18 protein-coding genes and 1 pseudogene are annotated in these 22,910 nt (G+C 40.4%); 2 read left to right on the forward strand and 17 right to left on the reverse strand.

All coding sequences use genetic code 11. The features are described 5' to 3' along the window. Positions 1–85: 85 nt before the first annotated feature. From AC0J2X_RS09335 to glmS, 8 genes and pseudogenes are all read right to left on the reverse strand, one after another. Positions 86–1,273, reverse strand: coding sequence for a nucleotide sugar dehydrogenase (locus AC0J2X_RS09335; RefSeq protein WP_472995968.1), 1,188 nt, complete (start codon positions 1,271–1,273; stop codon positions 86–88). Positions 1,274–1,418: 145 nt separating this feature from the next. Further along, entirely contained in the window at positions 1,419–3,113 is a 1,695-nt protein-coding gene (locus tag AC0J2X_RS09340) for a glycosyltransferase family 2 protein (RefSeq protein ID WP_472995969.1), read from the reverse strand. Between the two features lie 87 nt (positions 3,114–3,200). Next, positions 3,201–4,283 (reverse strand): dTDP-glucose 4,6-dehydratase, encoded by a 1,083-nt coding sequence (gene rfbB / locus AC0J2X_RS09345; protein WP_472995970.1) that lies wholly within the window; start codon positions 4,281–4,283, stop codon positions 3,201–3,203. A gap of 34 nt (positions 4,284–4,317) precedes the next feature. Next, positions 4,318–5,187, reverse strand: a complete 870-nt coding sequence (rfbD, locus tag AC0J2X_RS09350; RefSeq protein WP_472995971.1) for a dTDP-4-dehydrorhamnose reductase — start codon at positions 5,185–5,187, stop codon at positions 4,318–4,320. 35 nt (positions 5,188–5,222) lie between these two features. Then, positions 5,223–5,768, reverse strand: a complete 546-nt coding sequence (gene rfbC / locus AC0J2X_RS09355) for a dTDP-4-dehydrorhamnose 3,5-epimerase (RefSeq protein WP_472995972.1) — start codon at positions 5,766–5,768, stop codon at positions 5,223–5,225. Between the two features lie 75 nt (positions 5,769–5,843). After that, on the reverse strand, positions 5,844–6,728 hold the full coding sequence (rfbA, locus tag AC0J2X_RS09360; protein WP_472995973.1) for a glucose-1-phosphate thymidylyltransferase RfbA: 885 nt from the start codon (positions 6,726–6,728) through the stop codon (positions 5,844–5,846). Between the two features lie 12 nt (positions 6,729–6,740). Further along, entirely contained in the window at positions 6,741–8,081 is a 1,341-nt protein-coding gene (glmM, locus tag AC0J2X_RS09365) for a phosphoglucosamine mutase (protein WP_472995974.1), read from the reverse strand. Positions 8,082–8,147: 66 nt separating this feature from the next. Further along, a pseudogene (gene glmS / locus AC0J2X_RS09370) lies at positions 8,148–9,724 on the reverse strand (glutamine--fructose-6-phosphate transaminase (isomerizing)). A gap of 277 nt (positions 9,725–10,001) precedes the next feature. Here glmS and AC0J2X_RS09375 point away from each other — a divergent pair. After that, a complete protein-coding gene (locus AC0J2X_RS09375; protein ID WP_156086966.1) occupies positions 10,002–11,045 on the forward strand; it encodes a GSCFA domain-containing protein in 1,044 nt (347 codons plus the stop codon). Continuing rightward, positions 11,042–11,815 (forward strand): hypothetical protein, encoded by a 774-nt coding sequence (locus AC0J2X_RS09380; RefSeq protein ID WP_156086967.1) that lies wholly within the window; start codon positions 11,042–11,044, stop codon positions 11,813–11,815. Before AC0J2X_RS09375 ends, AC0J2X_RS09380 begins: the two co-directional genes overlap by 4 nt. Before the next feature lie 527 nt (positions 11,816–12,342). Here the strand turns inward: AC0J2X_RS09380 and AC0J2X_RS09385 are convergent. The 9 genes from AC0J2X_RS09385 to pseB form a co-directional block, all read right to left on the reverse strand. After that, on the reverse strand, positions 12,343–13,659 hold the full coding sequence (locus AC0J2X_RS09385) for an alginate O-acetyltransferase AlgX-related protein (protein ID WP_156086968.1): 1,317 nt from the start codon (positions 13,657–13,659) through the stop codon (positions 12,343–12,345). A 20-nt stretch (positions 13,660–13,679) separates the two neighbouring features. Next, complete coding sequence (locus AC0J2X_RS09390) at positions 13,680–14,399, reverse strand: hypothetical protein (protein ID WP_231506576.1); 720 nt, start codon at positions 14,397–14,399, stop codon at positions 13,680–13,682. A 108-nt stretch (positions 14,400–14,507) separates the two neighbouring features. Continuing rightward, complete coding sequence (locus AC0J2X_RS09395) at positions 14,508–17,324, reverse strand: glycosyltransferase (protein WP_472995975.1); 2,817 nt, start codon at positions 17,322–17,324, stop codon at positions 14,508–14,510. A gap of 67 nt (positions 17,325–17,391) precedes the next feature. After that, positions 17,392–18,438, reverse strand: a complete 1,047-nt coding sequence (pseI, locus tag AC0J2X_RS09400) for a pseudaminic acid synthase (protein ID WP_156086970.1) — start codon at positions 18,436–18,438, stop codon at positions 17,392–17,394. 12 nt (positions 18,439–18,450) lie between these two features. After that, complete coding sequence (gene pseH / locus AC0J2X_RS09405) at positions 18,451–18,936, reverse strand: UDP-4-amino-4,6-dideoxy-N-acetyl-beta-L-altrosamine N-acetyltransferase (protein ID WP_472995976.1); 486 nt, start codon at positions 18,934–18,936, stop codon at positions 18,451–18,453. Between the two features lies 1 nt (position 18,937). After that, entirely contained in the window at positions 18,938–20,035 is a 1,098-nt protein-coding gene (pseG, locus tag AC0J2X_RS09410) for a UDP-2,4-diacetamido-2,4,6-trideoxy-beta-L-altropyranose hydrolase (RefSeq protein ID WP_472995977.1), read from the reverse strand. Continuing rightward, positions 20,035–20,733, reverse strand: a complete 699-nt coding sequence (pseF, locus tag AC0J2X_RS09415; protein WP_156086973.1) for a pseudaminic acid cytidylyltransferase — start codon at positions 20,731–20,733, stop codon at positions 20,035–20,037. Before pseF ends, pseG begins: the two co-directional genes overlap by 1 nt. Then, complete coding sequence (gene pseC, locus AC0J2X_RS09420; RefSeq protein ID WP_156086974.1) at positions 20,730–21,887, reverse strand: UDP-4-amino-4,6-dideoxy-N-acetyl-beta-L-altrosamine transaminase; 1,158 nt, start codon at positions 21,885–21,887, stop codon at positions 20,730–20,732. The genes pseF and pseC overlap by 4 nt, the downstream gene beginning before the upstream one ends. Positions 21,888–21,896: 9 nt before the next feature. Next, positions 21,897–22,901 carry a UDP-N-acetylglucosamine 4,6-dehydratase (inverting) gene (pseB, locus tag AC0J2X_RS09425; protein ID WP_156086975.1) on the reverse strand — a complete coding sequence of 335 codons (1,005 nt, stop codon included), beginning with the start codon at positions 22,899–22,901 and terminating at the stop codon, positions 21,897–21,899. Positions 22,902–22,910 lie beyond the last annotated feature (9 nt).

The following is a 22,910-nucleotide window of genomic DNA, read 5'->3' on the forward strand; positions in this document are numbered from 1 at the left end:
CAGTTTGTCTAACTAAGAAAAGCCAGGTTATGAACCTGGCTTTTTTGATTTACATGGAAAAATGTACTCTGACCCCAAACTTGGGTTAATCAGCGTTGAACAAGTCGCGGCTGTATACTTTATCTAGTACATCTTCGATATCGCCCGTAACACGGTTTGCTACGATTACGTCAGAAATTTTCTTAAACTCCTCTAAATCGTTTACCACACGAGAGCGGAAGAACTCGTCTTCCTTAAGTACTGGTTCATAGACTACGACTTCAATACCTTTCGCTTTTATACGCTTCATGATGCCTTGAATAGCACTTGCTCGGAAGTTATCAGAACCAGACTTCATGATAAGGCGATAGATACCCACAATTTTGGGGCCACGGCTTACAATTGAATCAGCGATAAAATCTTTACGCGTACGGTTAGCATCTACAATGGCCTGAATCATATTGTTAGGTACTTCACTGTAGTTAGCTAGTAACTGTTTGGTATCTTTTGGTAAGCAATAACCACCGTAACCAAAACTTGGGTTGTTGTAGTGATTACCAATACGAGGGTCTAAACCGACACCTTCGATGATTTGTTTAGTGTCTAAGCCATTACGCTCTGCATAGCTATCTAGTTCGTTAAAGTACGCTACACGCATTGCCAAGTAAGTGTTGGCGAAAAGTTTGATAGCTTCTGCCTCTGTACTGTCGGTGAATAAAACATCGATGTTCTCTTTTATTGCACCTTGCTGAAGCAGCTTTGCGAAAACTTCCGCGCGCTCACTACGCTCACCTACGATAATACGGCTTGGGTAAAGGTTGTCGTAAAGTGCTTTCCCTTCACGCAAAAATTCAGGCGAAAAGATAATATTGTCAGAACCAAAACGGGCTTTTGCGTCTTTGGTAAACCCTACCGGTACGGTCGATTTTACAACCATTACCGCATCAGGGTTAACTTCCATCACGGTTTTGATTACCGCTTCTACACTACCAGTATTGAAGTAATTCGTTTGCGGGTCGTAGTCTGTTGGTGTTGCAATTACCACATAGTCAGCATCTTTATATGCTTCTTGCGCATCAAGCGTTGCTACAAGGTTCAACTCTTTCGTTGTTAAATACTCGGCTATTTCTTTGTCTTCAATTGGAGACTTTTTGTTGTTAAGCATCTCGACTTTTTCAGGTACTAAGTCGACCGCTTTCACTTCATTGTGTTGTGCAAGTAGCACTGCATTTGAAAGCCCTACATAGCCTGTGCCTGCTACAGCTATTTTAAGCTTCTGCATAGTACTATCCATTTAAATCCTCTCCAGTTTTGTACAAATAATTTACTAAAGCTTTATTACTATCATTGCATAGTAATTTTAAACAATAATGAATACTACGGCTAACTCGCCTAATTCTCTTAATAGTGTATTAAAGCTCTGTTTGATGCAGTATGCATCAATTATGCCTTATGTGACACTCTTTCAATTCTACTGCGCTTCTTATCGAAAAGTTCTCACGCTTTAGCGTTAGATTCGGATTGTAAGCTGGATCATTTGCTATGAAGTCGCTCCACGTTGTTTGAAGGTAAGCTAATTCGCGATTAAAACGAGCCGCTTTTTCAGGTGAAATATCTAAGCCTCGACTAACCGATTCATGATGGAAAAGCTCTGCTTCTGCACAGTAAACATTATTAACGCCTAAGCCCTTAACCTTTAAACAAAAATCCACATCGTTAAAGGCAACAGAAAGGTCTTTTTCATTCAAACCGTTTACGGCATCAAAATCCGTGCGTTTAACTAATAAGCACGCTGCGGTTACCGCACTATAGTTGTTTGTAGCGACGATTCTTTTTAAGTAACCAGTATGAAAGCGCGGAAAGTTTTTGTGAGCATGCCCAGCACCACCGCCGTATCCTAAAACAACACCAGCGTGCTGGATACGCGTATCGGAATAAAGCAACTTTGCACCAACACAGCCAACGCTTTCCCGCTCAACGTGACCAACCATATATGTTAGCCAATCAGGCGATATAACCTCAATATCATTATTTACTAAACCAAGAATGGAACCTTTTGCATGTTCTACACCGAAGTTATTAATTGCAGAGTAATTAAATGGCGCTGGATAACGAATAACCTTTACTTTTTCCAATGTGTTTAAATAGCTAAAATACTCAATACTTTCCTGTTCATCAGAGCCGTTATCAATCAGCAATATTTCGTAATTATGGTAGATGGTTTTCTCTAGGATTGACTCAATACATGCTTTCACCAAGGCTTTCCCATTTTTTGTAGGAATGATCAAGCTTACCAAGGGATCACTATTAGGCCAGCATACCCGGTTTACGCTAAATTGCTCGTCTAGTTCGACTTTCGCGTTTGTATGTTTTTCTATCACTGTTTTAACGCGCTCTAGCGTGTTTGACTCACCTTTTTTAACTGGTGATTGGCGCACCAAGGGCAGCGGCAAATGATCAATAGCCAAACTTTGGGTAGTGAGGGAAAGCTCTGTAACTATTTCTGCAATTGTTGTTTGGTTAGTAATGTGTAGCGACTTGAGCAGCGCTGCTTTAATCATTACCCCAGTATTGATATAAGCGGTAGAGAATTGAAGCTCAGGGTTCCAATCGGGTAAGAATCTTGGTGATGATTTAGCCCCATTAATATCAAGTTCATCCGTATCACAATATACTAAGTCGCTTTTTTGCAAAGCATCACATAGGTGGCCAATAGCAACTTCCTGTAATGAATCACCACCGTTAAGTAATAACGTAGGAACTTGGTCATCCAGTCTAGCAATATTCTCTTCTAACGTGCTTTTATCTATATCGCCCGTAATAAAGCAAGTTTTAACACCAAGCGCCTTAAGCTTTTCTTTAGTTACGCCTTGGCCCTCGGTGCCAAATACTATAGCTTGCCATCCATCGATCTTGCCTGCTGACTTTGAAAAAGCAGATTCGTTCACTTCAAGCCAGTGATTATATAGCGCCTGCGTTTGTTTAGGCGTTGGAGCATCGAAAAATAGCCCAGATTTTCTTACCGACCTTACATACAAACCAGTTAAACGCTCGTTTTGTTTAAGCTTGTCTTTCAGAGTTTTGGGAATTAATTGAAGGGCGGCGCGAACAGACCGCATTACTATTTTTTTCATGTAGACGATTTAGAGCCTCAAAAATAAAGAAAGCCGCTTTACATAAAAGCGGCTCATTAGTTTAACACTTGTAAACTTGTATGGGTATTAGCTACCAGTACCTAAGCGTTCACCTTGGTAACTTCCATCAAGGACAGCTTTCCACCAGTCTTCATTTGTTAAATACCATTCAACAGTTTTGCGAATGCCACTTTCGAAAGTTTCTTGTGGCTTCCAACCTAGTTCACGCTCAATCTTACTAGCATCGATGGCATAGCGCATATCGTGGCCTGGGCGGTCTTGTACGTAGGTAATTTGATCAGCGTATTTGCTATCTTTTGGCTTAACTTCGTCCAGAATTGAGCAAATAGTTTGCACCACTTCAATGTTCTGCTTTTCGTTGTGGCCACCAATATTATAGGTTTCACCAATCTCGCCGTTAAGCGCCACCACCACTAATGCACGCGCGTGATCTTCAACATACAACCAATCGCGAATTTGATTACCTTTACCATATACAGGTAGCGGCTTTCCAGCTAGGGCATTTAGAATAACCAACGGAATAAGCTTTTCCGGGAAGTGGTACGGGCCATAATTGTTAGAGCAGTTAGTTACAAGGGTTGGTAGCTTGTATGTGCGAAGCCACGAACGTACTAGCTGATCTGAACTTGCTTTACTTGCTGAGTATGGCGAGCTTGGCGCATACGGGGTAGTTTCCGTAAAGAGTGGAAGCTCTGTGCCTGGTTCAACTTCATCTGGGTGAGGAAGGTCGCCGTATACTTCGTCAGTAGAGATATGATGGAACTTAAACCTTGCTTTTTTATCGCCTTCAAGTGCTGACCAATACGCTCTTGCTTGCTCAAGTAAGGTGTATGTTCCAACTACATTGGTCTGAATAAATTCGCCTGGGCCGTCGATAGAACGGTCTACATGTGACTCGGCCGCTAGGTGCATAATAATATCGGGCTTGTGCGTATTGAACACGCGCTTTACTTCTTCAGCATCACAAATATCAACTTGCTCAAAACTATATCGGTCGCTATTTGAAACTGATGTTAATGACTCTAAATTGCCCGAATAGGTCAATTTATCCAAATTGACTATAGTATGGCCTGTATCGTTTATAAGATGGCGAACCACGGCTGAACCAATGAACCCTGCGCCACCTGTTACTAAAATTGTTTTACTCATTTTTTTACCAAAAGTATAATTCTATCTTGTCCATTTAGGCTTTCAATTCATCAAGCATATCGGACAACTGCTTTCGCCAGTGAGTGGGCTTGCACGAAGCAAATGCCTCGCGCGCAGTTTGTTTATCCAACACACTGTAGTGTGGGCGCTTCGCTGGGGTTGGGTACTGGCTCGAAGGAATTGGTAATACTGGAACAGTACTACTGAGTAGACCCTTGTCAATTCCAAGCTCTTGAATAGCTATAGCAAAATCGTACCAGCTTGCTACGCCCTCGTCGGTCCAATGATAAACTCCCGCTGTTTTATTTTCAGCTGCCAATACACACGCTTCAGCCAACCCTTTGGCCCAGGTAGGTGTACCAATTTGGTCGTCTATAACAGAAAGCTGTGGTTTTTCACTCATCAAACGCAGCATGGTTTTCACAAAATTATTGCCATGAGATGAATAAACCCAAGCGGTACGAATTAAGCAGCTAGCCTCTGGCAATGTTTCAAGCAGTGCTTTTTCGCCTTCTGCTTTTGATTTGCCATACGCACCTTGAGGTTCAATAGGGTCGTCTGTTAAATAAGGCGAACCTTTGTGACCGTTAAACACATAGTCGGTCGACACATGCACCATAAAGGCGCCATGTGCTTTACAGAAAATCGCCAAATTCTTAACGGCAACAGCATTGATAGCGTTACACGCTTCAGTGTCTTCTTCAGCTTTATCGACAGCGGTGTATGCTGACGCGTTAATCAAAACATCTGGTGATAGGGAAGCTAAAGAAGCTTCAATGATATCGCTATTTGTAATATCAATATCATCGCGCCCAAAAAGCGTAACTTGGTGCAGGCTATTTTCTAGTTCACGAGAAAGCTCAAAAGCTAATTGCCCAGACTTGCCTATAATTACAATATTCATTAATTGCTATTACCCAAAAAAAGCCCCAATAACAATTAGAATGTAGGAGCGTCTACAAATGCTAAACCCGCTTCGTCTTTACCAGACAGCGAAGGTTTCTCACCGTTTACCAACGGCCAAGCGATATTTAATGTAGGATCGTCATACTTAACCGACACCTCAGACTCTGGGTGGTAATAATCAGTACACTTGTACACGAACTCTGCTGATTCACTGGTGACATAAAAGCCATGAGCAAAGCCGGCAGGCACCCAAAGCTGGCGCTTGTTTTCGGCAGAAAGTATTACTCCAACCCATTTGCCATAAGTTGGTGAGTCTTTGCGCATATCTACGGCTACATCGTACACTTCGCCGCTAACTACTCGTACTAACTTACCTTGGGTTTGCTCCATTTGGTAATGAAGGCCACGAAGAATACCTTGGCGTGATTTAGAATGGTTATCTTGAACAAAATCTACATCTGCGCATTCTTTTTTAAACCAATCGATACGAAAGGTTTCTAGAAAGAAGCCGCGCTCATCGCCAAACACTTTCGGCTCGATAATTTTAACGTCGGGGATATCTGTCTTGATTACTTGCATTTACTTTCCGTACTAATGTGCAAATGAATATAAGAAGAAAGGTGGCAATGCCACCTTCTATAACTTGAATATAGGTTAAACTTTTACTCTGTCTTTAAGTACTTTCAATAGGTAATCACCATAACCACTCTTCTTAAGTGGAGCCGCCAGCTTTTCTAGCTGCTCAGCGTTGATATATCCCATTCTGAAAGCGACTTCTTCCGGACAACATACTTTTAAGCCCTGACGTTTCTCTATAGCGCCCACAAAGTTCGCTGCATCAAGTAGAGAGTCTAGAGTGCCCGTATCAAGCCAGGCTGAGCCCCGTCCCATTAACTCAACTTTAAGAGCGCCATCTTTTAGATAAAGATTGTTTAAATCGGTAATCTCAAGCTCACCACGAGGTGATGGTTTTACCTCTTTCGCGAAATCAACAACTCTGTTGTCGTAGTAGTAGAGCCCTGTAACTGCGTAATTAGATTTGGGAACAGCAGGCTTCTCTTCAATAGAAAGCGCGTTCCAGTCATCATCGAAGCTAACTACACCATAGCGTTCTGGGTCATTGACATGGTAACCGAATACAGTAGCGCCCTGCTCTTGGTTATGGGCGCTCTGCAGAGAGCGCTTTAAATCATGTCCATAATAGATATTGTCACCAAGAATAAGCGTGCAGCAATCATTACCAATAAAGCTATCACCTATAAGAAATGCTTGGGCCAAGCCATCGGGTGAAGGCTGAACTGCGTATTGAACACTAATTCCCAGTTCACTCCCATCGCCGATAAGCTCAATGAAACGACTCTGCTCTTCTGGTGTTGTGATAATTAAAATATCCCTTATCCCAGACATCATAAGCGTAGCTAGGGGATAATATATCATCGGCTTATCGTAAACCGGCATCAGTTGCTTGCTCACGACTTTCGTCAATGGGTGCAATCGAGTGCCAGAACCACCTGCTAAAATTATACCCTTCCGTTTCATAGTTATTCCTTTTTAATTTTCTCTGATGACTTCAGCCAAGCTATTGGCTAACTCAGAAGCAAGCCCCCTATCTCTAGCTTCTATCATCACACGAATTAATGGTTCTGTTCCAGACTTTCTAAGAACAAGTCGTCCATTTTTACCTAAAGCCTCTTCTACGCGACTGACCTCATCTTTTACTACATCTAAATCAAGCACTGAATCCAGATCGTTATGACGAACGTTCACCATACACTGAGGAAGCTTTGTCATCCCTGCTTTTAGTTCACTTAAGGAGTATTCACTTTTTACTACTACGGTTAAAATTTGTAGCGCAGCGATAATGGCGTCTCCAGTAAATGCATAATCTAAGTTAAGAATATGTCCTGAGGTTTCCCCCCCAATTCGCCAACCAGTTTCCTTAAGTTTCTCGACGACATATCTATCCCCAACTTTTGTTCTAACAAACGGAATATCAAGTTCTTTCAATGCTATTTCAAGGCCTAGGTTGCTCATCAGTGTGCCGACAACACCGCCTTTATAGCCAGCTTGCTTAGCTTCACGAGCCATTAAAAAGAGAATCTCATCTCCATCAACAACCTCACCTTGAGAGTCGACAAACATGATTCTATCGGCGTCGCCATCAACGGCTATGCCTAGATCAGCTTTATTTGTCGTGACTGCTTTACTCAACGAGTTGAGGGAAGTTGCACCGCAATCATTATTAATATTTATGCCATTCGGCGTATTGGCGATGTTAATTACTTTTGCGCCCAGTTCTTCAAATACACTAGGTGCGACTTTATATGCTGCTCCGTTGGCACTATCGACAACAATTGTGAGTCCTTCTAAACTAAGCTCGCTCGAAAAGGTACCTTTACAAAACTCGATATAACGACCAGCGGCATCTTCAACTCTTCGTGCTTTGCCTAAACGTTCTGAGTCAACACAATCGATACCATTTTCTAGTGCATACTGGAGCTTTTCTTCAATTACCTGCTGCTGTTCACTGCCTAGCTTAGCCCCGCTACGGCCAAAAAATTTAATCCCGTTGTCGTAATATGGGTTGTGAGATGCGCTTATGACTACGCCAGCATCAGCTCTAAAAGTCGAAGCTAAATAGGCTACTGCTGGAGTAGGAATAGGCCCAGCTAGAGCAATGTTTACGCCAGCAGCCGACAAACCAGCTTCCAATGCAGATTCCAGCATATACCCACTGGCGCGTGTATCTTTTCCTACTAGTACCTCTTTTGTACCGTCTGCCGCCAAGACTACACCTGCAGCCCAGCCTAGCTTCATAACGAAATCTGGTGTCATTGGCAACTCGCCAACTTTCCCGCGAATTCCATCTGTGCCAAAATATTTTTGAGACATTTTTACTTCCTAAAAAACGAAAGGCCACAACTTAAAAAGCCATGGCCGATTATCAAGATATTAGTGCTATTCTACTGTAACTGACTTTGCAAGATCTCGAGGTTGATCGACATCAGTGCCTTTTATCAATGCTACGTAGTATGAGAAAAGTAGCAGAGGAACGGTGTAAACAATCGGCGCAATTACAGTTACTGGAATTTCACCGTCAATCAACGCCAGAGGGCCATGCGTAAGCTCTCCCGAAGCAGATGCTACAGCGTGAATATATGAAATTTCTTTGAGTTTGAGAGCGCTTTCCATTGCAATCGGATATTGAGCGCCGCGCCCCAAGCACAAACTATGGTACTTGTCTGCAAACTCTTCAGCAAGTGTCTCGATAACATCGGCAGTGCTGAGAGCCTCCTCAACCTTGCAAGGAAAGGTTTCGATCGCATTAGTGACCGAGCTAGCCCTTTCACTAGACTTTCCATTAAATTTATCTAGCGCTAGCGTAAGCATTAAAAGCGCTGTTAACTGAGTAGTAAACGCCTTTGTCGACGTAACTCCAATCTCCGCACCGGCTAGAGTCATAAATGCAAGATCAGACTCACGTACTAACGGTGAGCCTGACACGTTACACATCGTAAGTACCGACATTTAGCCCAGCTCTTTAGCCAAGCGCCACGGGGCTAATGTGTCTGCCGTTTCACCGCTCTGCGAAATAGTAACAAACGAGCTATCTTGGTGAGCAGCAGACTTGCGAGACCTAAACTCTGAGGCGATTTCTACTGAGCAAGAAACATTTGCATCTTCTCCAAGCCAATATCGTGCAGTCATGCCCGCGTGATAGCTGGTTCCACATGCGATAATTTGCATATATATCACTTATTTTAAGGCGTTTTCTGCACTATCGTCAAATAGCGCGTCAATGTTGTGAACATTATCCACTCTATCTTGAAGGCTATTCGTAAATCTCTTTGAGCATGTAGTGACGATACACGCCTTTATCACCTGCATCATGTTCTACGGTGAACTCTACAACTTAACGTTCAACGCGCTTACAATCTTTGTCGAAAATCGTCACTTCACGGCGCGTAACCTTAGCTACATCACTTTCTTCTAAGCATATAAAACTTCGCGTTACGGGTAGTAATGCTTATTGGTCTGAAGCAATGAAATTTTCACCCATACTCTGCTCTATAACTAAGGGGCTACCTGAACTCGCGAATACCATTGTGTCAAAGTCTCCCTTATCGACTAACACAACTCTGTACGCGCCGGCGAAATACGATACCGCACTCTGAACTGCCTTTAATAGAGACTTACCATCATTGAGCATATCGTGAACTACATGCACAGTGGTTTCTGTGTCAGTATTACTTGAAAAGGTATAACCTTTTTCGCCAAGCTCTTTTCGCAACGTGACATATTTCTCGATAATACCATTATGAGCCACTTCTACTAGGCTAGAAGAAAAATGCGGATGTGCATTATATTGAGTTACGCCAACGTGAGTAGCCCATTGCGAGTGCGCTTTAGTTTGCGCCATCCCTGTCTAATAAAGTTACCCAAGTAGAATCATATTCTTTGTACTCTAACTTCATTAATCCTTTTAGTAATATCTCAAGTAGTGAGACATTTTCAAGAGGCCCCAAAACAATAATTTACTCAGCGTAGATTTCCAGATTATTTCTTTATCGAAATTTTAGTTACTTCTAGTTTCAACAAGGTATTTAACTTAAATTTATGCTGACTGTTGAGTATACATAAAGGAGGGCATAATATGACAAATCTTTTCAAAGGATTAATGTTAAATTAGGGAAGATTAAAAAAAACGAAAACCAAAGTTTTCTCTACTCTACTTAGCTTTAACCTTGATAAGATCGATTAGACGGATGTTAAAAAATAACGTGCTGACTTTAAACTATTGCGGGAAATTTTATGAATTCACCTTACTTGAACCTTCCTGAACGACAATTTTGGAAGCTGGCCATACCTGATTCAGTTGGTGGCCTCAACAACTTTTATACTAAACGTTTCTCTATAGATGGAAAGAAGATAGCGACAGCTGGTAGCTGTTTTGCACAGGAAATTGCGAAAGGTTTAAGAAAAAATGGATATACAGTAATAGACAAGGAACCAAGCCCAAAAGCCATACAAATTAGGGGCGAAATTGAAAATAAATTTGGCTATGGTCTTTATTCTGCGCGTCATGGGAATATATATACTGCCAGACAGTTGCTTCAGCTTACAAAAGAGGCTCTTGGCATGTTATCTCCACCCTCAGAAAGCTACATTTGGGAAAAAAAAGGTCGCTTTTATGATGCATTCAGACCGAATGTTGAGCCGAATGGCTTAAACTCTCCAGATGAAGTAACCTCACAGAGGGAGGACCATGTAAAGCGTTTCAAATCTGTACTTCAAGATTGCGACGTGTTTGTATTTACTCTCGGTTTAACAGAGACTTGGGTTAATAAACAGTATGATTTGGTCTATCCGACCGCACCTGGCACTATTGCAGGCAACTTTGATAGCGAACTATACCGGTTTCATAACTTCAGTTTTATGGAGGTGTACAATGATCTAACTGAATTTTTCAAATTAGCCAGATCGTTTAATGAAGGAATGAAGTTTATTTTGACAGTCTCCCCTGTACCACTAACGGCCACGGCAGAAAATCAGCATGTATTACTTTCCTCTGTCAGATCTAAGTCTGTTCTTAGAGCAGTAGCAGATGAAGCTTATCGAAACTTTAAGTATGTTGATTACTTTCCATCTTACGAGGTATTTAGCACGCCATTTTTGGGGCCTTCCTTGTTCATGAATAACAAACGAAATGTTAGTCGAAAAGGGGTTGCTGAAGTGATGAAAATTTTTTTTAGTGAGCATAACTCAGTAAGTGAAGACCATTATGAACCAGCTGATGACGACCAGCCTATTTGTGAAGAAGCAATGTTAGACGCTTTCGCCGGAGGAGAAAAATGAAAATTGGTGTAATAGGAAACTCTCATCTAGCAGCCTTTAAATTAGGTTGGAGCGAAATAAGAAATCAATACCCTGATCTAGAGTTAACATTTTTTGGCTCACCAGCTTCATCGATGCGATTTTTCAAAGTCGAAAATGGTTGCCTTACTCCTACTAAGACTGATTTAGCCGACAATTTGAGTTGGACATCTGATGGAATGCGTCACATCCCAGGAGATATGGATGCTTATATCCTAGTAGGAATGGGGTTTAGTTTGGTTCACATGTTAGCTTTATTGAAGGAGCACAGAACATTTGAATACTTTAAAGATTGCGAAGGAGACAAACAACTTATCTCAGATAGCTTTTTACTAGCTGCTTTAGATGGTATCCTAAATAATAGTAATGCGATTCAAATAATTAAGCTGCTACAGGAAATAAGTACAGCTCCTATTGCCTACTCCCCTAACCCCTTACCCGCAGACAGCGTTTTGGGGGACACAGAATATGATTATTATCACTTAGCAGGCCTACTGGATAAATGCTATTCCCATTATATAAACGGTTGCTCGAGCCTGTTTTCTGAGAGCGCAGTAATTTTCGCGCATCAACCACCTTGCACAATAGTAGACAAAATGTTTACCTCACAAAATTATTCTAAAGGTTCAGTTAAGCTTAAAAGAGGCATGCAAAGTATTCACAATAGTAATGACCATTTTCACATGAATGCAGAATTCGGCGCCTTATCTCTGCAAGACTTGTTTGAAAAGTTGAGGGTAAAAGCTAGCTAGCCATGAAGCACAGATGCACTCTATCGCGCTTAGCAAAATAAATCAGTACCGGCCATAAAACTCAGTTTAAATGCAACTGACAATCAAAAAGGCCAAAACTCTCTAGATTATCAGAGAATGTAGAGAAGAACTCTAGCAGTGGCATACTTATTGCGAACGAGTCCAATATTTTATCAACAACTTAATAGAAAGCGGCTGTGCAATTTCGCAGAATTCGAAGCCGCTTTTTTGTTTTGTCAGAGATGATACATGATGAAATCTGTAGCTTTAGAAGTATTACAGAACGTCCAAGTGAAATACATTTACTAGAAATGGCTATTCCACTGCTTTTCAAGATCTTTGCACGTTGTGACTCTATGTAACGATACTTGTTCATGAGGAGTACCCGCTTTGAATTCAGTTATCGTCAGCCCCTCTCTAAAGTGTATACCACAGTTTTAAAAGGGTTCACATCAACACCAAATAGTCCAAAACACACTTCGAAAAACAACCAAACTTTTTTACTAAATAGGAATTCCCCCATTTTTTTAATTTGATATTTGCTCAAAGTACTCGATGTATTTAGCACATTTACTTGGAATGATTTCAGCTTTAAATGCTGCTTTTGTTCTTCCAGTTTCTTTTTTCTGCTCTATGTATTTAACTACTGAATCACTAAATATAGGAGCTTTTACTACAAATCGCGCGTTAGTCTGAACACATATATAATCTGGTTTCACAGCATTTATAATATTTTTATCAACGTTTCCAGCCGTGTGTACAAATACAACAGAGGTATACAAACGGCAGAGGTAATGAAACATAGTATATGACGAAGATGCACCGAATATTAACAAGGTTCCATCAAGCATAGCATGCTGATGGAACATTACTAAGATGCGACCAAAATTGTCCACATTGTTGTCAAAGATAACACAACGTCTGTAATTAAAATTTATGAGGCTCTGTTCTTCGTGAAGTTGAGGCGGATACAACTTTGAACCAAGATCACCGCTTGCCATCCTGTTTTGATAGACATCATTGGAGAAAATATCTGTCTCACAGATGCTTTTAAAAGATAACTTACACGTAACCAATTGAGCGGCAACCCTTGCACCATGAAGCGTCCAATGTGTATCGCAGACCCTAAATGATCGCTGCTCTAAATTCTTGAGTTCTTTTATTGGTAATATAAAATTGAGCGACTTTGGTATTAACTGTACTAACTCTTGTATTGGCGCTTTCTTTGAAAAGCGATAAGGATAGTACTCTTCATATATCATTTCTTTAGAGGGCGCGACTAGCAAGCAAACTGGAGTCCCTGATAATCGGGCAAAATTATCTAATGATGCCAAGTACTCTTTCCACGCATTTTTTGCTGTGCGAGATAATTTAAGTTTTCCTGTATATTGTTCAATACTCTTATTGGAGTCATTATCAAGGAACAGCCAACCTTCCCTACCCTCTAAAACTTGAAACTTACCTTCAACTGCTCCACTCATTAACTCAGTAAATGTGCCATTTTCGATTAGACCCAGCGTAAACTTCGAATGTTTCAACTTAACTCTCACGGAAAATCCACAGTAAAGTAGATCATGATTTTCTGGATTTTGTGCTAAAACTGTTGAAATTACATCTGGTCGAGGACGATTTAGAGGTACGTTTCTCACTTCATCGCCATTTAAAATAACCAACGATGCTAACTTTTCATTCTCGTTCAATAGCCAACCTTGGAATAACAACCCGTCACGAGTTAACTCCACTCCATCAATGTATTGGTCCATACAAGGAAAGTCGAGATGCCATAGAGTAACCTGTGAAGTTGCGTTCTCTACTCGCTGAGTAATTATTGAATAAACCGCCACTAGAGTTCCCTTCTTCAGTTTTATAAAAATTTACCTACAATTTCATATTCATGAAACAGATATGATTCAAGCCGCTTAATACTACTAGGAATCTGAAATTCTTGACTACTTCGCCTGTTTAGTCGCATTGTTTTTAACTTAATTTCGGTCAAATTCGTCAATTTCTTTAAATCTTCTTCATATCTATGTTTTGAGCCAATAAAGCTAAATTTGCCAATCGGTACATCCTTAAAAAATCGAGTATACGTATTTGTAAACGGCTCTATGGTATTATTTAAAATCAGTTCCTTAACGATGCTTTCTTGCGACTTTAAGCTAGATTCTGGCAGCGTTGATTTCAGCAAAAGGTAGTGTGGATGCCTCTCTTTAGCCGCTAGAAGGTGACCTATTAGTGACCATAAACGCTCAATAGGATCGCGAACCCAAACTGTTCTGATTGCGTTTGGAAATATTAGGGTTTGATTTTTATGCGGACTAAAATGCCCGTGAAGCACCTTAGCTTTTGACGGCACCCATACTCCCGCTCCTTTTGACAATGTACTTGCTCCAGTATTCGCGTAAATACCGTAAACGCGCCTGACACCAAGGGCTTGCTGAAAGGCTACTCTAAGAGAGCTTCCAGCAGTTTTAGGAATATGGTGAGACAGTATAAAAACGTTACGATGAGGGTGGCCTAGCGAACTCTTTGCCGGTGAAAGTAATTTCTCCACACTCCAAAATGGATGGATTTTATAGGACATAATTAATCTTCTACAACTTAGTTCACTACACGACGTCAACTTGTAAGTAGATAGCAAACTGAGAAATTAAGAAATTCGATATACTTACTATAGAACTAATATTGATAGCTAAAAACTCTTAATGTTAGCTGATTTCTTTGAAATTTTAATAACTTGTTCTACTAGCTTGTTATCAAAGGTGTCGCGAGAAAAAAGTTCTTTTGCCCTTTGAGCGGCAGAGTCTCCTATCGAAGCTAGCAATTCAGGCTTGTTGTTCAGTTTAAGCACTGCTTCTGCAATTTTAGTAGTGCTTTTATATTCGACAAGAATACCAAATTGGTTATCAACAAGTTCGCCCACGGCCCCCCATTTATAACCGACTACAACACGACCTAAAGACATTGCTTCTGCTACCGTTCTTCCAAAAGACTCTTTAAAGTGAGAAAGAGCCAACACTATATGGTGTTCAACCATTGCCTTTTTAGAATTTTCCACATAGCCCCCTATAATAACATTAGCATCATGGTATCGTTGAGCCGCCATGATAACTTCATTGGTGATCGGTCCGTAAATAGTAAACTGAATATTACGACTTTCTTTGCAGAGGCTTGCTACTTCGAAAAAGTCCATTACACCTTTTTTCTTCACATTACTACTCAGCATGCATACTTTCAATGGGCCAGAGGGCATTGGGACTTGCGAAGAAGGAGTATCTACACAATTATAAATAACGGAAGTTCGTTCTGGCTCTCTCAACCAATGAGCTGTTTCATGAGAGTTAGCAATAAAATAATCGCAACTTGAAATAACTCTTTCATGAGTAAGCTGCGGTGACTCTTGAAGTAATTTGGCTAAATCTTGGTCGAAAGCAACGAGCTCTCTCACATGCATAACACTTGGGATACCCACCTTTTTAGCCGCACTCAAAGGTTCTATTAGTGTAAGTGTGTTAACATAAACGCAATCGTAGCTAAAGCTTAAGAAATCTGATTCTAAATATTGTGCTATTGGCTCTATCGGCTGTCTTCTTCCGTTCGCCCAAGGTAAAGGTAGGAAGACTATTTTGCTTACAAACTGTCTTAATTCTTCAATATAGGAAACGTTAGAGCAAGAAGGCAAGAATAGCGTCACCTCAATTTCAGATTGATTCATTGCCTTTGCCATATCAACTAAGCTTCTTTCTGCACCAAAAATTTTCTCAGAGACAAAATGCCCAAAAAGGGCAACATGAATTGAACCTTGGCACTTCGCAAACCCCAATATCGAGACAGGTGCAGAAAAATCCCAATCTTTGTTGTTTAGCGCGTGCCAAGTCGGAGAAACTGTACCTTGTAAATGAAACTTATACGCGTAAGCTTGGGGAACAAATAACGGGGATGGATATCGCCCTTCTTTCTCCCCTCTGTCCCAGAAATGATCGTGAAGGCCAAAACCCATTGAACTGACATCAGTATAGATTTGCCCATACCAATTTTCGTCAAGTGCTTTGCTCCATTTATCAAAACCCGCCTTGTTTTTACTTATCAATGAAGGTTCAGATAGACCTAGCAACATGCTAGGAGGTGCTGGGAAAGTGCGCAGCTTCGGTTCGCTTAAAAGCTTCAAGTTTGAACTATTCTTGTGCCATACTCGAGCGAAATCCATATACTGCTTTCTAATCCCACCATACTGAGTTACCAGATGGGTTTCTGTATTTTGAGTAAGAGACGATGTGTGTACTCTTCCAAAAGATAGGGGTATGCCTGGCATTATTTCCTTAATCGCAGATAGGCCAAATTTAGCAAGACATCGTTCATAGAACTCAGTGTCAGCATTCACTTTTACCTCGTCCCACCCCCCTAGCATAGTGACAGAATCCTTTCGAAGAAGTAAAGACGAAACATTTCTATGCACCCAACCGTTATAATTCCGCATTGAAACAAAATTCAGGTCGTTGTCACATCTCACCCAATGAGATAAAGTGGCAATTAGCGACGAATTGAGAAAAAGAGGGAAAAGCTGCTTTTCAATTTTTTGTGGGTGTGCCCAATCGTCAGCGTCAATCACAGTGACAAAATCACCAGAGGCAGCCTCGACCCCAATGTTCCTCGTTTTATACGCGCCGAAGTTTTGATCATTAGTTATAACATGGACTTTCGGGTTTTCATCTCTAAGACTATTGGCTACATTTAGAGTATTATCTGTAGAGCTATCATTGACGATAATTATTTCTGTATTTCGCCATGTTTGATTGAGAATAGACCGTACAGCTGTTTCGATCGTTTTTTCGCAGTTAAAAGCCGGTATGATTATAGAAACTAGTTTTTTTCTAAAAAACCATTTCATTGGTGAAAAATCAGGGTAGAAGCGAGGACTTGTGTCGAGTTGGTCAAACACGTTGTCACCTTTGCCTTCTAAGTTAATAGTAGACAAACTAGCATTAGAAAAAACGTTATTTAGTATAACTTGTTTACAATTTCCAATGGTCAGCATACTGGCTGCTAGTCTTTTAGAAACAGACTCATGCCAATCTCTCCGGCCAACTAATTTCTCAGCTATGTCAAAATTTCCTATGCGAAATGCAGAAGAGAATATTAGAAGAAAAAGCTCTTCTTCATAGAAAAGCCTTTTTGCTAGATTGAGATTAGTAAGTATCTTTTTAGCATATTTCCAAGCTTTTTCATATTCACTCGAAAAAAGAAAAAATGCACAAAGTACCTTGTAAGCATAAGCAGCATTAGTATTTTTTGAAACAGCTTGCTGTTGCAATTGCTCTAACTGTTTGGTCGGTGAAAAAGCATTGCTCCACAGCTCTTTCTCGAGCGCTATAGCGGGTAAGCTACATGGGAGCCTTCCCTCTTTCCGACCATGCTTTTCAAAGTGTTCCTGAGGGTCTATTCCTGCATCCGCGACATCTGGATACGCATCAAGGTACCAATCTCTGTCAAAGTAAGTTTTAGAACTCATAAACCATCAAAAGTAGCAGCGATGCTGAACATCACACTCGTTGAAGACAAAGTAACACTGAAAAGGTCTAAGCGATACCATCAAAAGTTACTGGCTCACAAGCATTGAAATCTTTTTTAACTATTTTACCAATTAAACTTTCGAAATATTTAGGAGCGACACCGTAGCCAGGTCTTACACTTCTGATGTGCTCAGGCGTAATTACCTCTCCCGCTTTAATGTTCTTGACGAAATAAAGCGATCTACGAAACTTAACATTTGCTTTCTCACTTGATTTTTTACCGTAATCAATACTACCGATAGCCGACCACGCCGTTTTCGAGTCTCTACATAGAGCAGCAAGGTCTTCTTTTTCTAATGAAAACGAATCGTCAGGCCCCCCCCCCTTTCTGCTCAACGTTACGTGTTTTTCGATTATGACAGCCCCTAAGGCCACGCTCGCTATCGCAGTGGTATTATCTAAAGTGTGATCAGAAAGGCCAACATTGACTCCAAACTTCGACCTCATATCGGTTATAGTTAAGAGGTTGTAATCACTCGCAGGCGCGGGATAACCACTGACGCAATGTAATAACGCGAGTTCCTTGCACCCGCCCTCATAGGCTGCTGATACAGCTTCTTCTATTTCGTCGTCATTGGCCATACCAGTAGATATAATCATCGGCTTACCAGTCGATGCAACATATTTTATCAACGGTAAATCAGTTGCTTCAAAACTAGCTATTTTATATGCGGGAGTATTTAAGTCCTCTAGCAAATCAACCGCTGAATTATCGAATGGCGAGCTAAATATGGTAATACCTTTGGTCTTAGCGTAATCAAATAGGGGCTTATGCCAATCCCATGGGAGATAAGCACCTTCATAAAGTTCATATAAACTCTTACCATCCCAAAGGCCTCCCTCAATCATGAAATCAGGTGACGTAGAATTGAGGGTTATTGTATCTGGGCGATATGTCTGAAGTTTTAAAGCATCAGCCCCACAACTAACTGCCATATCGATTATTTTGAAAGCATTTTCTATTTTACCATTATGATTTGCTGACATTTCAGCAATTATGTATGGCGTACGGCCTTTACCAATCTCTCGACCGTTGATATTTAAGTTTTTCACAAAATCTCCAAACTATATTACTTTAGACATGCACAGAACATCGATATCATTTATTTTCTTTTGGCCTGTTAATTTAAAGCCAAATTTTTCATAAAAAGCTTTTGCTCTATCATTCTCTTTAAATACTTCAAGTAATAACTCTTTAATACCACTAGCTTTAGCGTGTTCTATCGCACTTGCTATAACTTTCGCGCCTAGACCTTTTTGAGTTAACTCTAGGTTAACGTAAATACCAATGAGAGCTCTAACGCTATCAAGGTAGTTAAGATTAAAAGACCCTATTAATTCGTTGGTTAAATAAATCGCGAAATATTGCCTATCAGAAGAACCTTTTAAAGAATCTATAAACTCTAAATGCTCAGCCAAGGATATTATGGATGAGTTATACATCCATTTTCGAACGTCTGGATGATTTCGCAGTTTTAATAGTTCTTTTTTTCTTTCGTGCGATAGCTTCGTAAATGAAATCATATCAGGTTCAAAGTCAGTTTTTTTCATATCAGACGCTTAACTCAATCATTTTTTCAGTAATTCTATCGGCTCCCAAAGCGTCGATAACCTTTGAAGGCTCTTCAGATAAAAACTTTAACCTTGTCTTATTTTCTGATAGAGCGAGTAAAATTGCAGGAATATCACGAGTTCGTTCTGCCAATTCAATAAGTTTATCGCCTACTAACCTTTTCGCTATGTCATTTTGGTTAGCCGCAATTACCATAAGGATAGAGGGCACACCTAGGCTAAACCTCTCCCAAGTCGTAGAGCCAACTGCACCTATTGCTACATCTGCTTTGGAAAGTATTTGCGCTACATTATTTGCTTCGACTAAAACATTGACGTTAAGTGGGCTTAGTGTTGCCGCCTTTCTAATAGAATCTTTATGGGGACAATGCCGTCCTAGCAAAATGATAACTTCCTTGATTTTTCCAACTAATCGCGAGTCTCCCAAAGCGTCAATTACTTTCTCAGTATAATTGTACTCGTCCACTCCCCCCATTGAAACAATAATAGTTGAAATACTGTTCGTTGTTCTATATTTTAGACTAGAGCTTCTCTGCAACTTAAACTCTGAACGAAGTAAAGTATATGAGGGACCACAAAATAATTGGCAACTTTTTGGCACGAGATCCTCGTATTTTTCTCGTAAAGAGCCGTAATTTTGGTCTACTAAAATGTCACATATGTGTTTTCGGTTAAATAGGTCGTCAATAACTAATATCTTCAAATCATATTTAGAAATGACCGTTTGCCACTTTTCGTCAATTCCATAGTGATCTATTACCACCCAGTCAGGCTTTTCTATTGAAATAATATCTGCGGTTTGACTTGCATCAATTTCTTGTTCAACTTCTAACCACTCCAAATATTTCTCGACTCCTGCAGTTTTTTTCACTTTCCTATTTGTTAAAGCAGGTCTAGCTAATACTCGAACCTTAAAACCAGACGTCTTCACTTTTTCTATTAAATTGCCCTCTAAATCTCTGCAGATAAAGACAATTTCTACACCCTTTTTGGCTAGCGCGTGCGCTAGCGTCAGACATCGCATAATGTGACCAGTGCCAATTCGAATCGAAGAATCAACTCTTAAAAGTACTTTCACTAGAGATTTCCACTTTCATGTAAAAGAGAGTACATGAGTTCCGCTTTTTTCCAGTCTTCTTCAGTGTCTATATCTTGCACAAGGTATCTTGGAAGTATGAATGGTCTACTAGCTGCCCCAAAAATTGGAACATCTTCTAACCAAGATTGTTTTTTACCCCAATAAAATTGACCTGCATCGTGAAAAGCTTCCGGCAAGTCCTGAGAGCGCGTACTTTGATATTCAGGGTAAAACATTTTTGAATGTCCACTTGCATCAATTGAAAAAGCTCGTTGTATGGGAAACGGGAACGATGTTGCAGAAAAACAATAACTTGCACCATATGAAGTCATTTCAGCATGCGACTTATTAATACTATTAGGAGTTACGAAGGGAGCCGTTGGATAAAGACAACAAATATCGTCTGCATGGATCCCTATTTGCTCAAGTTTCAATATCGCATCTTTTATAACTGATGACGTAGTAGCAAAATCATCTGCAAGCTGGGGCTCTCGCATAAACGGCACTACAGCTCCAGCCCCACAAGCAATTTCTTTGATTTCAGCATCATCAGTGGAAACAATTACCTCATCAAAGCAACCAGCGCTAAGTGCGGAAGAAATAGAATAAGATATAAGAGGCTTTCCATGAAAGTTCCTTATATTTTTTTTTGGTATTCTCTTGCTGCCACCGCGCGCAGGTATAATACAGAGCTTCACACAATTCCCTCTCTTAAAACTTTACAAACATACTGAAGGTCATCTTCTGTAATATCCTGGTAAAGTGGCAAGCTCAAGGCACTCTCGTAATACCGCTCGGAATTGGGAAACATCCCCTTTTCAAATCCCATTTTCTGATAGTAGGGTTGAGTATGAACTGGAATATAATGAACATTCACCCCAACCCCGTTTACCCTGAGATATTTAAATACTTCACCACGCGATTTAGATATATTCGAAAGCTTAAGCCGTATAGGATACAGATGCAGTGAAGAATAACAATAACTGGATTGAAATGGGGTAGATACAGGCAATTCACTCAACAATTCGTCGTAAGCTTTTCGGTGTAAGTGTCTTTTTTCAATAAAGCTATCTAACTTGCCCATTTGAGACAAACCTAGAGCCCCTTGAATTTCTGTCATACGATAATTCAAACCAAGCTCTATTTGCTCATAGTACCATTCCCCTTCAGCTGCAGTAGCCATAAGCTTTGTGTCTCTAGTAACCCCATGACTTCTGAAAAGCGCCATTCTTTCCGCTAAAGATTCGTCATTAGTTGTCGCAACTCCACCCTCTGCTGTCGTTATTATTTTCACTGGATGAAAACTAAAAACGGTTATATCGGAATATCTGCAAGATCCGACTTTATCGTTTAGATAACTTCCACCAATTGCATGTGAAGCGTCTTCAATGATTTTAAAACCGAACCTTTGACTTAGCTCCCAAATCCGTTTCATATCGCAAGATTGGCCTGCGAAATGAACTGGAATTACAACATTAGGTAATTTGCCAAATTTTTCTGCTCTTTCAAGTTTTTGCTCTAGCAAATCGGGGCACATATTATAAGTTCTTTCGTCAACATCGACAAAATCGATATCTGCTCCACAATAGAGTACACAATTAGCTGAAGCTACGAATGTATTTGGAGTGGTCCATGCCAAGTCCCCTTTTTTTAAGCCTAATGCGAGACAGGCAATGTGGAGCGCAGAGGTGGCGCTATTGACAGCAATACCAAATTTACTTCCAGTGTAGTCGGCGACTCGCCTTTCAAAGGCTGGAACTTTAGGGCCCTGAGTTAGAAAATCGGACTGCAGTACTTCAAGTACTGCATCCATGTCCAACTGATTTATAGATTGCCTTCCATATGGAATCATAAGAACCTCTTAAGGATTTTGCTCTTCGTTCATCTGCAACAATTCATTGTGAGTTAACCATGTCTCATTATTACCCGAGTTATACTCAAAACCTTGGACCACAGGACGCCCTTTTTCACCAAGAGCATTGATCGAAAAATCAAAGTCAGCTTTGTGAGCGAACTGTATTGTTGGGCATATGACAAAATGATCTTGAAACTCTAATGTAAGATGACTGTCGTCTGCTGGGCACATAATTTCATGAAGTTTTTCCCCAGGTCTAATACCTACGATTTTGTGAGGTAAGTTTGGTGCCACTGCTTTAGCGAGTTCGGTCATAAACATAGAAGGAATTTTTGGAACAAATATCTCACCACCATGCATACGCGAAAAGTTTTTAAGAACAAACTCGACCCCTTGACGTAGAGTGATCATAAATCGAGTCATTTTTTCATGTGTAATCGGAATTTCAGTCGCACCTTCTGAAACTAATTTATTAAAGAAAGGAATAACCGAGCCTCTTGATCCAACAACGTTCCCGTATCTTACTACAGCAAACCGAGTTCTTTTATCTCCAACCATATTATTAGCCGCGACGAACAATTTATCAGATGCTAATTTTGTTGCGCCATATAGATTTATTGGATTTGCGGCCTTATCCGTTGAAAGCGCAATAACTTTTTCGACATTATTTTTTATACAAGCTTTGATAACATTTTCAGCTCCATTTACGTTTGTCTTTATGCATTCCATGGGATTGTATTCTGCTGCTGGAACTTGTTTTAGTGCAGCAGCATGAATTACAAAATCTACCCCGTCCATCGCCTCTGTTAAACGCACAGGATCACGTACATCGCCTATAAAATACCTCATGCAAGGCTGGTTAAAAACCTGTTGCATTTCATACTGCTTAAGTTCGTCACGTGAAAATATAATAATTTTCTTAGGCTTATACTTCTCTAATATAATTTGAGTGTATTTCTTACCAAAGGAACCAGTCCCACCTGTAATCAAAATAGTTTTATTATCAAACATTATTTATCC

It is taken from the genome of Alteromonas sp. R7 (assembly GCF_055755235.1).

Bases quoted from the DNA above. Each gene is read 5' to 3' on its own strand.
- AC0J2X_RS09380 (WP_156086967.1), top strand. From the start codon at position 11,042: ATGAAAATTGGTGTAATAGGAAACTCTCATCTAGCAGCCTTTAAATTA.
- AC0J2X_RS09375 (WP_156086966.1), top strand. From the start codon at position 10,002: ATGAATTCACCTTACTTGAACCTTCCTGAACGACAATTTTGGAAGCTG.
- AC0J2X_RS09390 (WP_231506576.1), bottom strand. From the start codon at position 14,399: ATGTCCTATAAAATCCATCCATTTTGGAGTGTGGAGAAATTACTTTCA.
- rfbB (WP_472995970.1), bottom strand. From the start codon at position 4,283: ATGAGTAAAACAATTTTAGTAACAGGTGGCGCAGGGTTCATTGGTTCA.
- AC0J2X_RS09335 (WP_472995968.1), bottom strand. From the start codon at position 1,273: ATGGATAGTACTATGCAGAAGCTTAAAATAGCTGTAGCAGGCACAGGC.
- glmM (WP_472995974.1), bottom strand. From the start codon at position 8,081: ATGTCTCAAAAATATTTTGGCACAGATGGAATTCGCGGGAAAGTTGGC.
- rfbA (WP_472995973.1), bottom strand. From the start codon at position 6,728: ATGAAACGGAAGGGTATAATTTTAGCAGGTGGTTCTGGCACTCGATTG.
- pseC (WP_156086974.1), bottom strand. From the start codon at position 21,887: ATGATTCCATATGGAAGGCAATCTATAAATCAGTTGGACATGGATGCA.
- rfbC (WP_472995972.1), bottom strand. From the start codon at position 5,768: ATGCAAGTAATCAAGACAGATATCCCCGACGTTAAAATTATCGAGCCG.
- pseH (WP_472995976.1), bottom strand. From the start codon at position 18,936: ATGAAAAAAACTGACTTTGAACCTGATATGATTTCATTTACGAAGCTA.
- AC0J2X_RS09395 (WP_472995975.1), bottom strand. From the start codon at position 17,324: ATGAGTTCTAAAACTTACTTTGACAGAGATTGGTACCTTGATGCGTAT.
- rfbD (WP_472995971.1), bottom strand. From the start codon at position 5,187: ATGAATATTGTAATTATAGGCAAGTCTGGGCAATTAGCTTTTGAGCTT.
- pseB (WP_156086975.1), bottom strand. From the start codon at position 22,901: ATGTTTGATAATAAAACTATTTTGATTACAGGTGGGACTGGTTCCTTT.
- AC0J2X_RS09340 (WP_472995969.1), bottom strand. From the start codon at position 3,113: ATGAAAAAAATAGTAATGCGGTCTGTTCGCGCCGCCCTTCAATTAATT.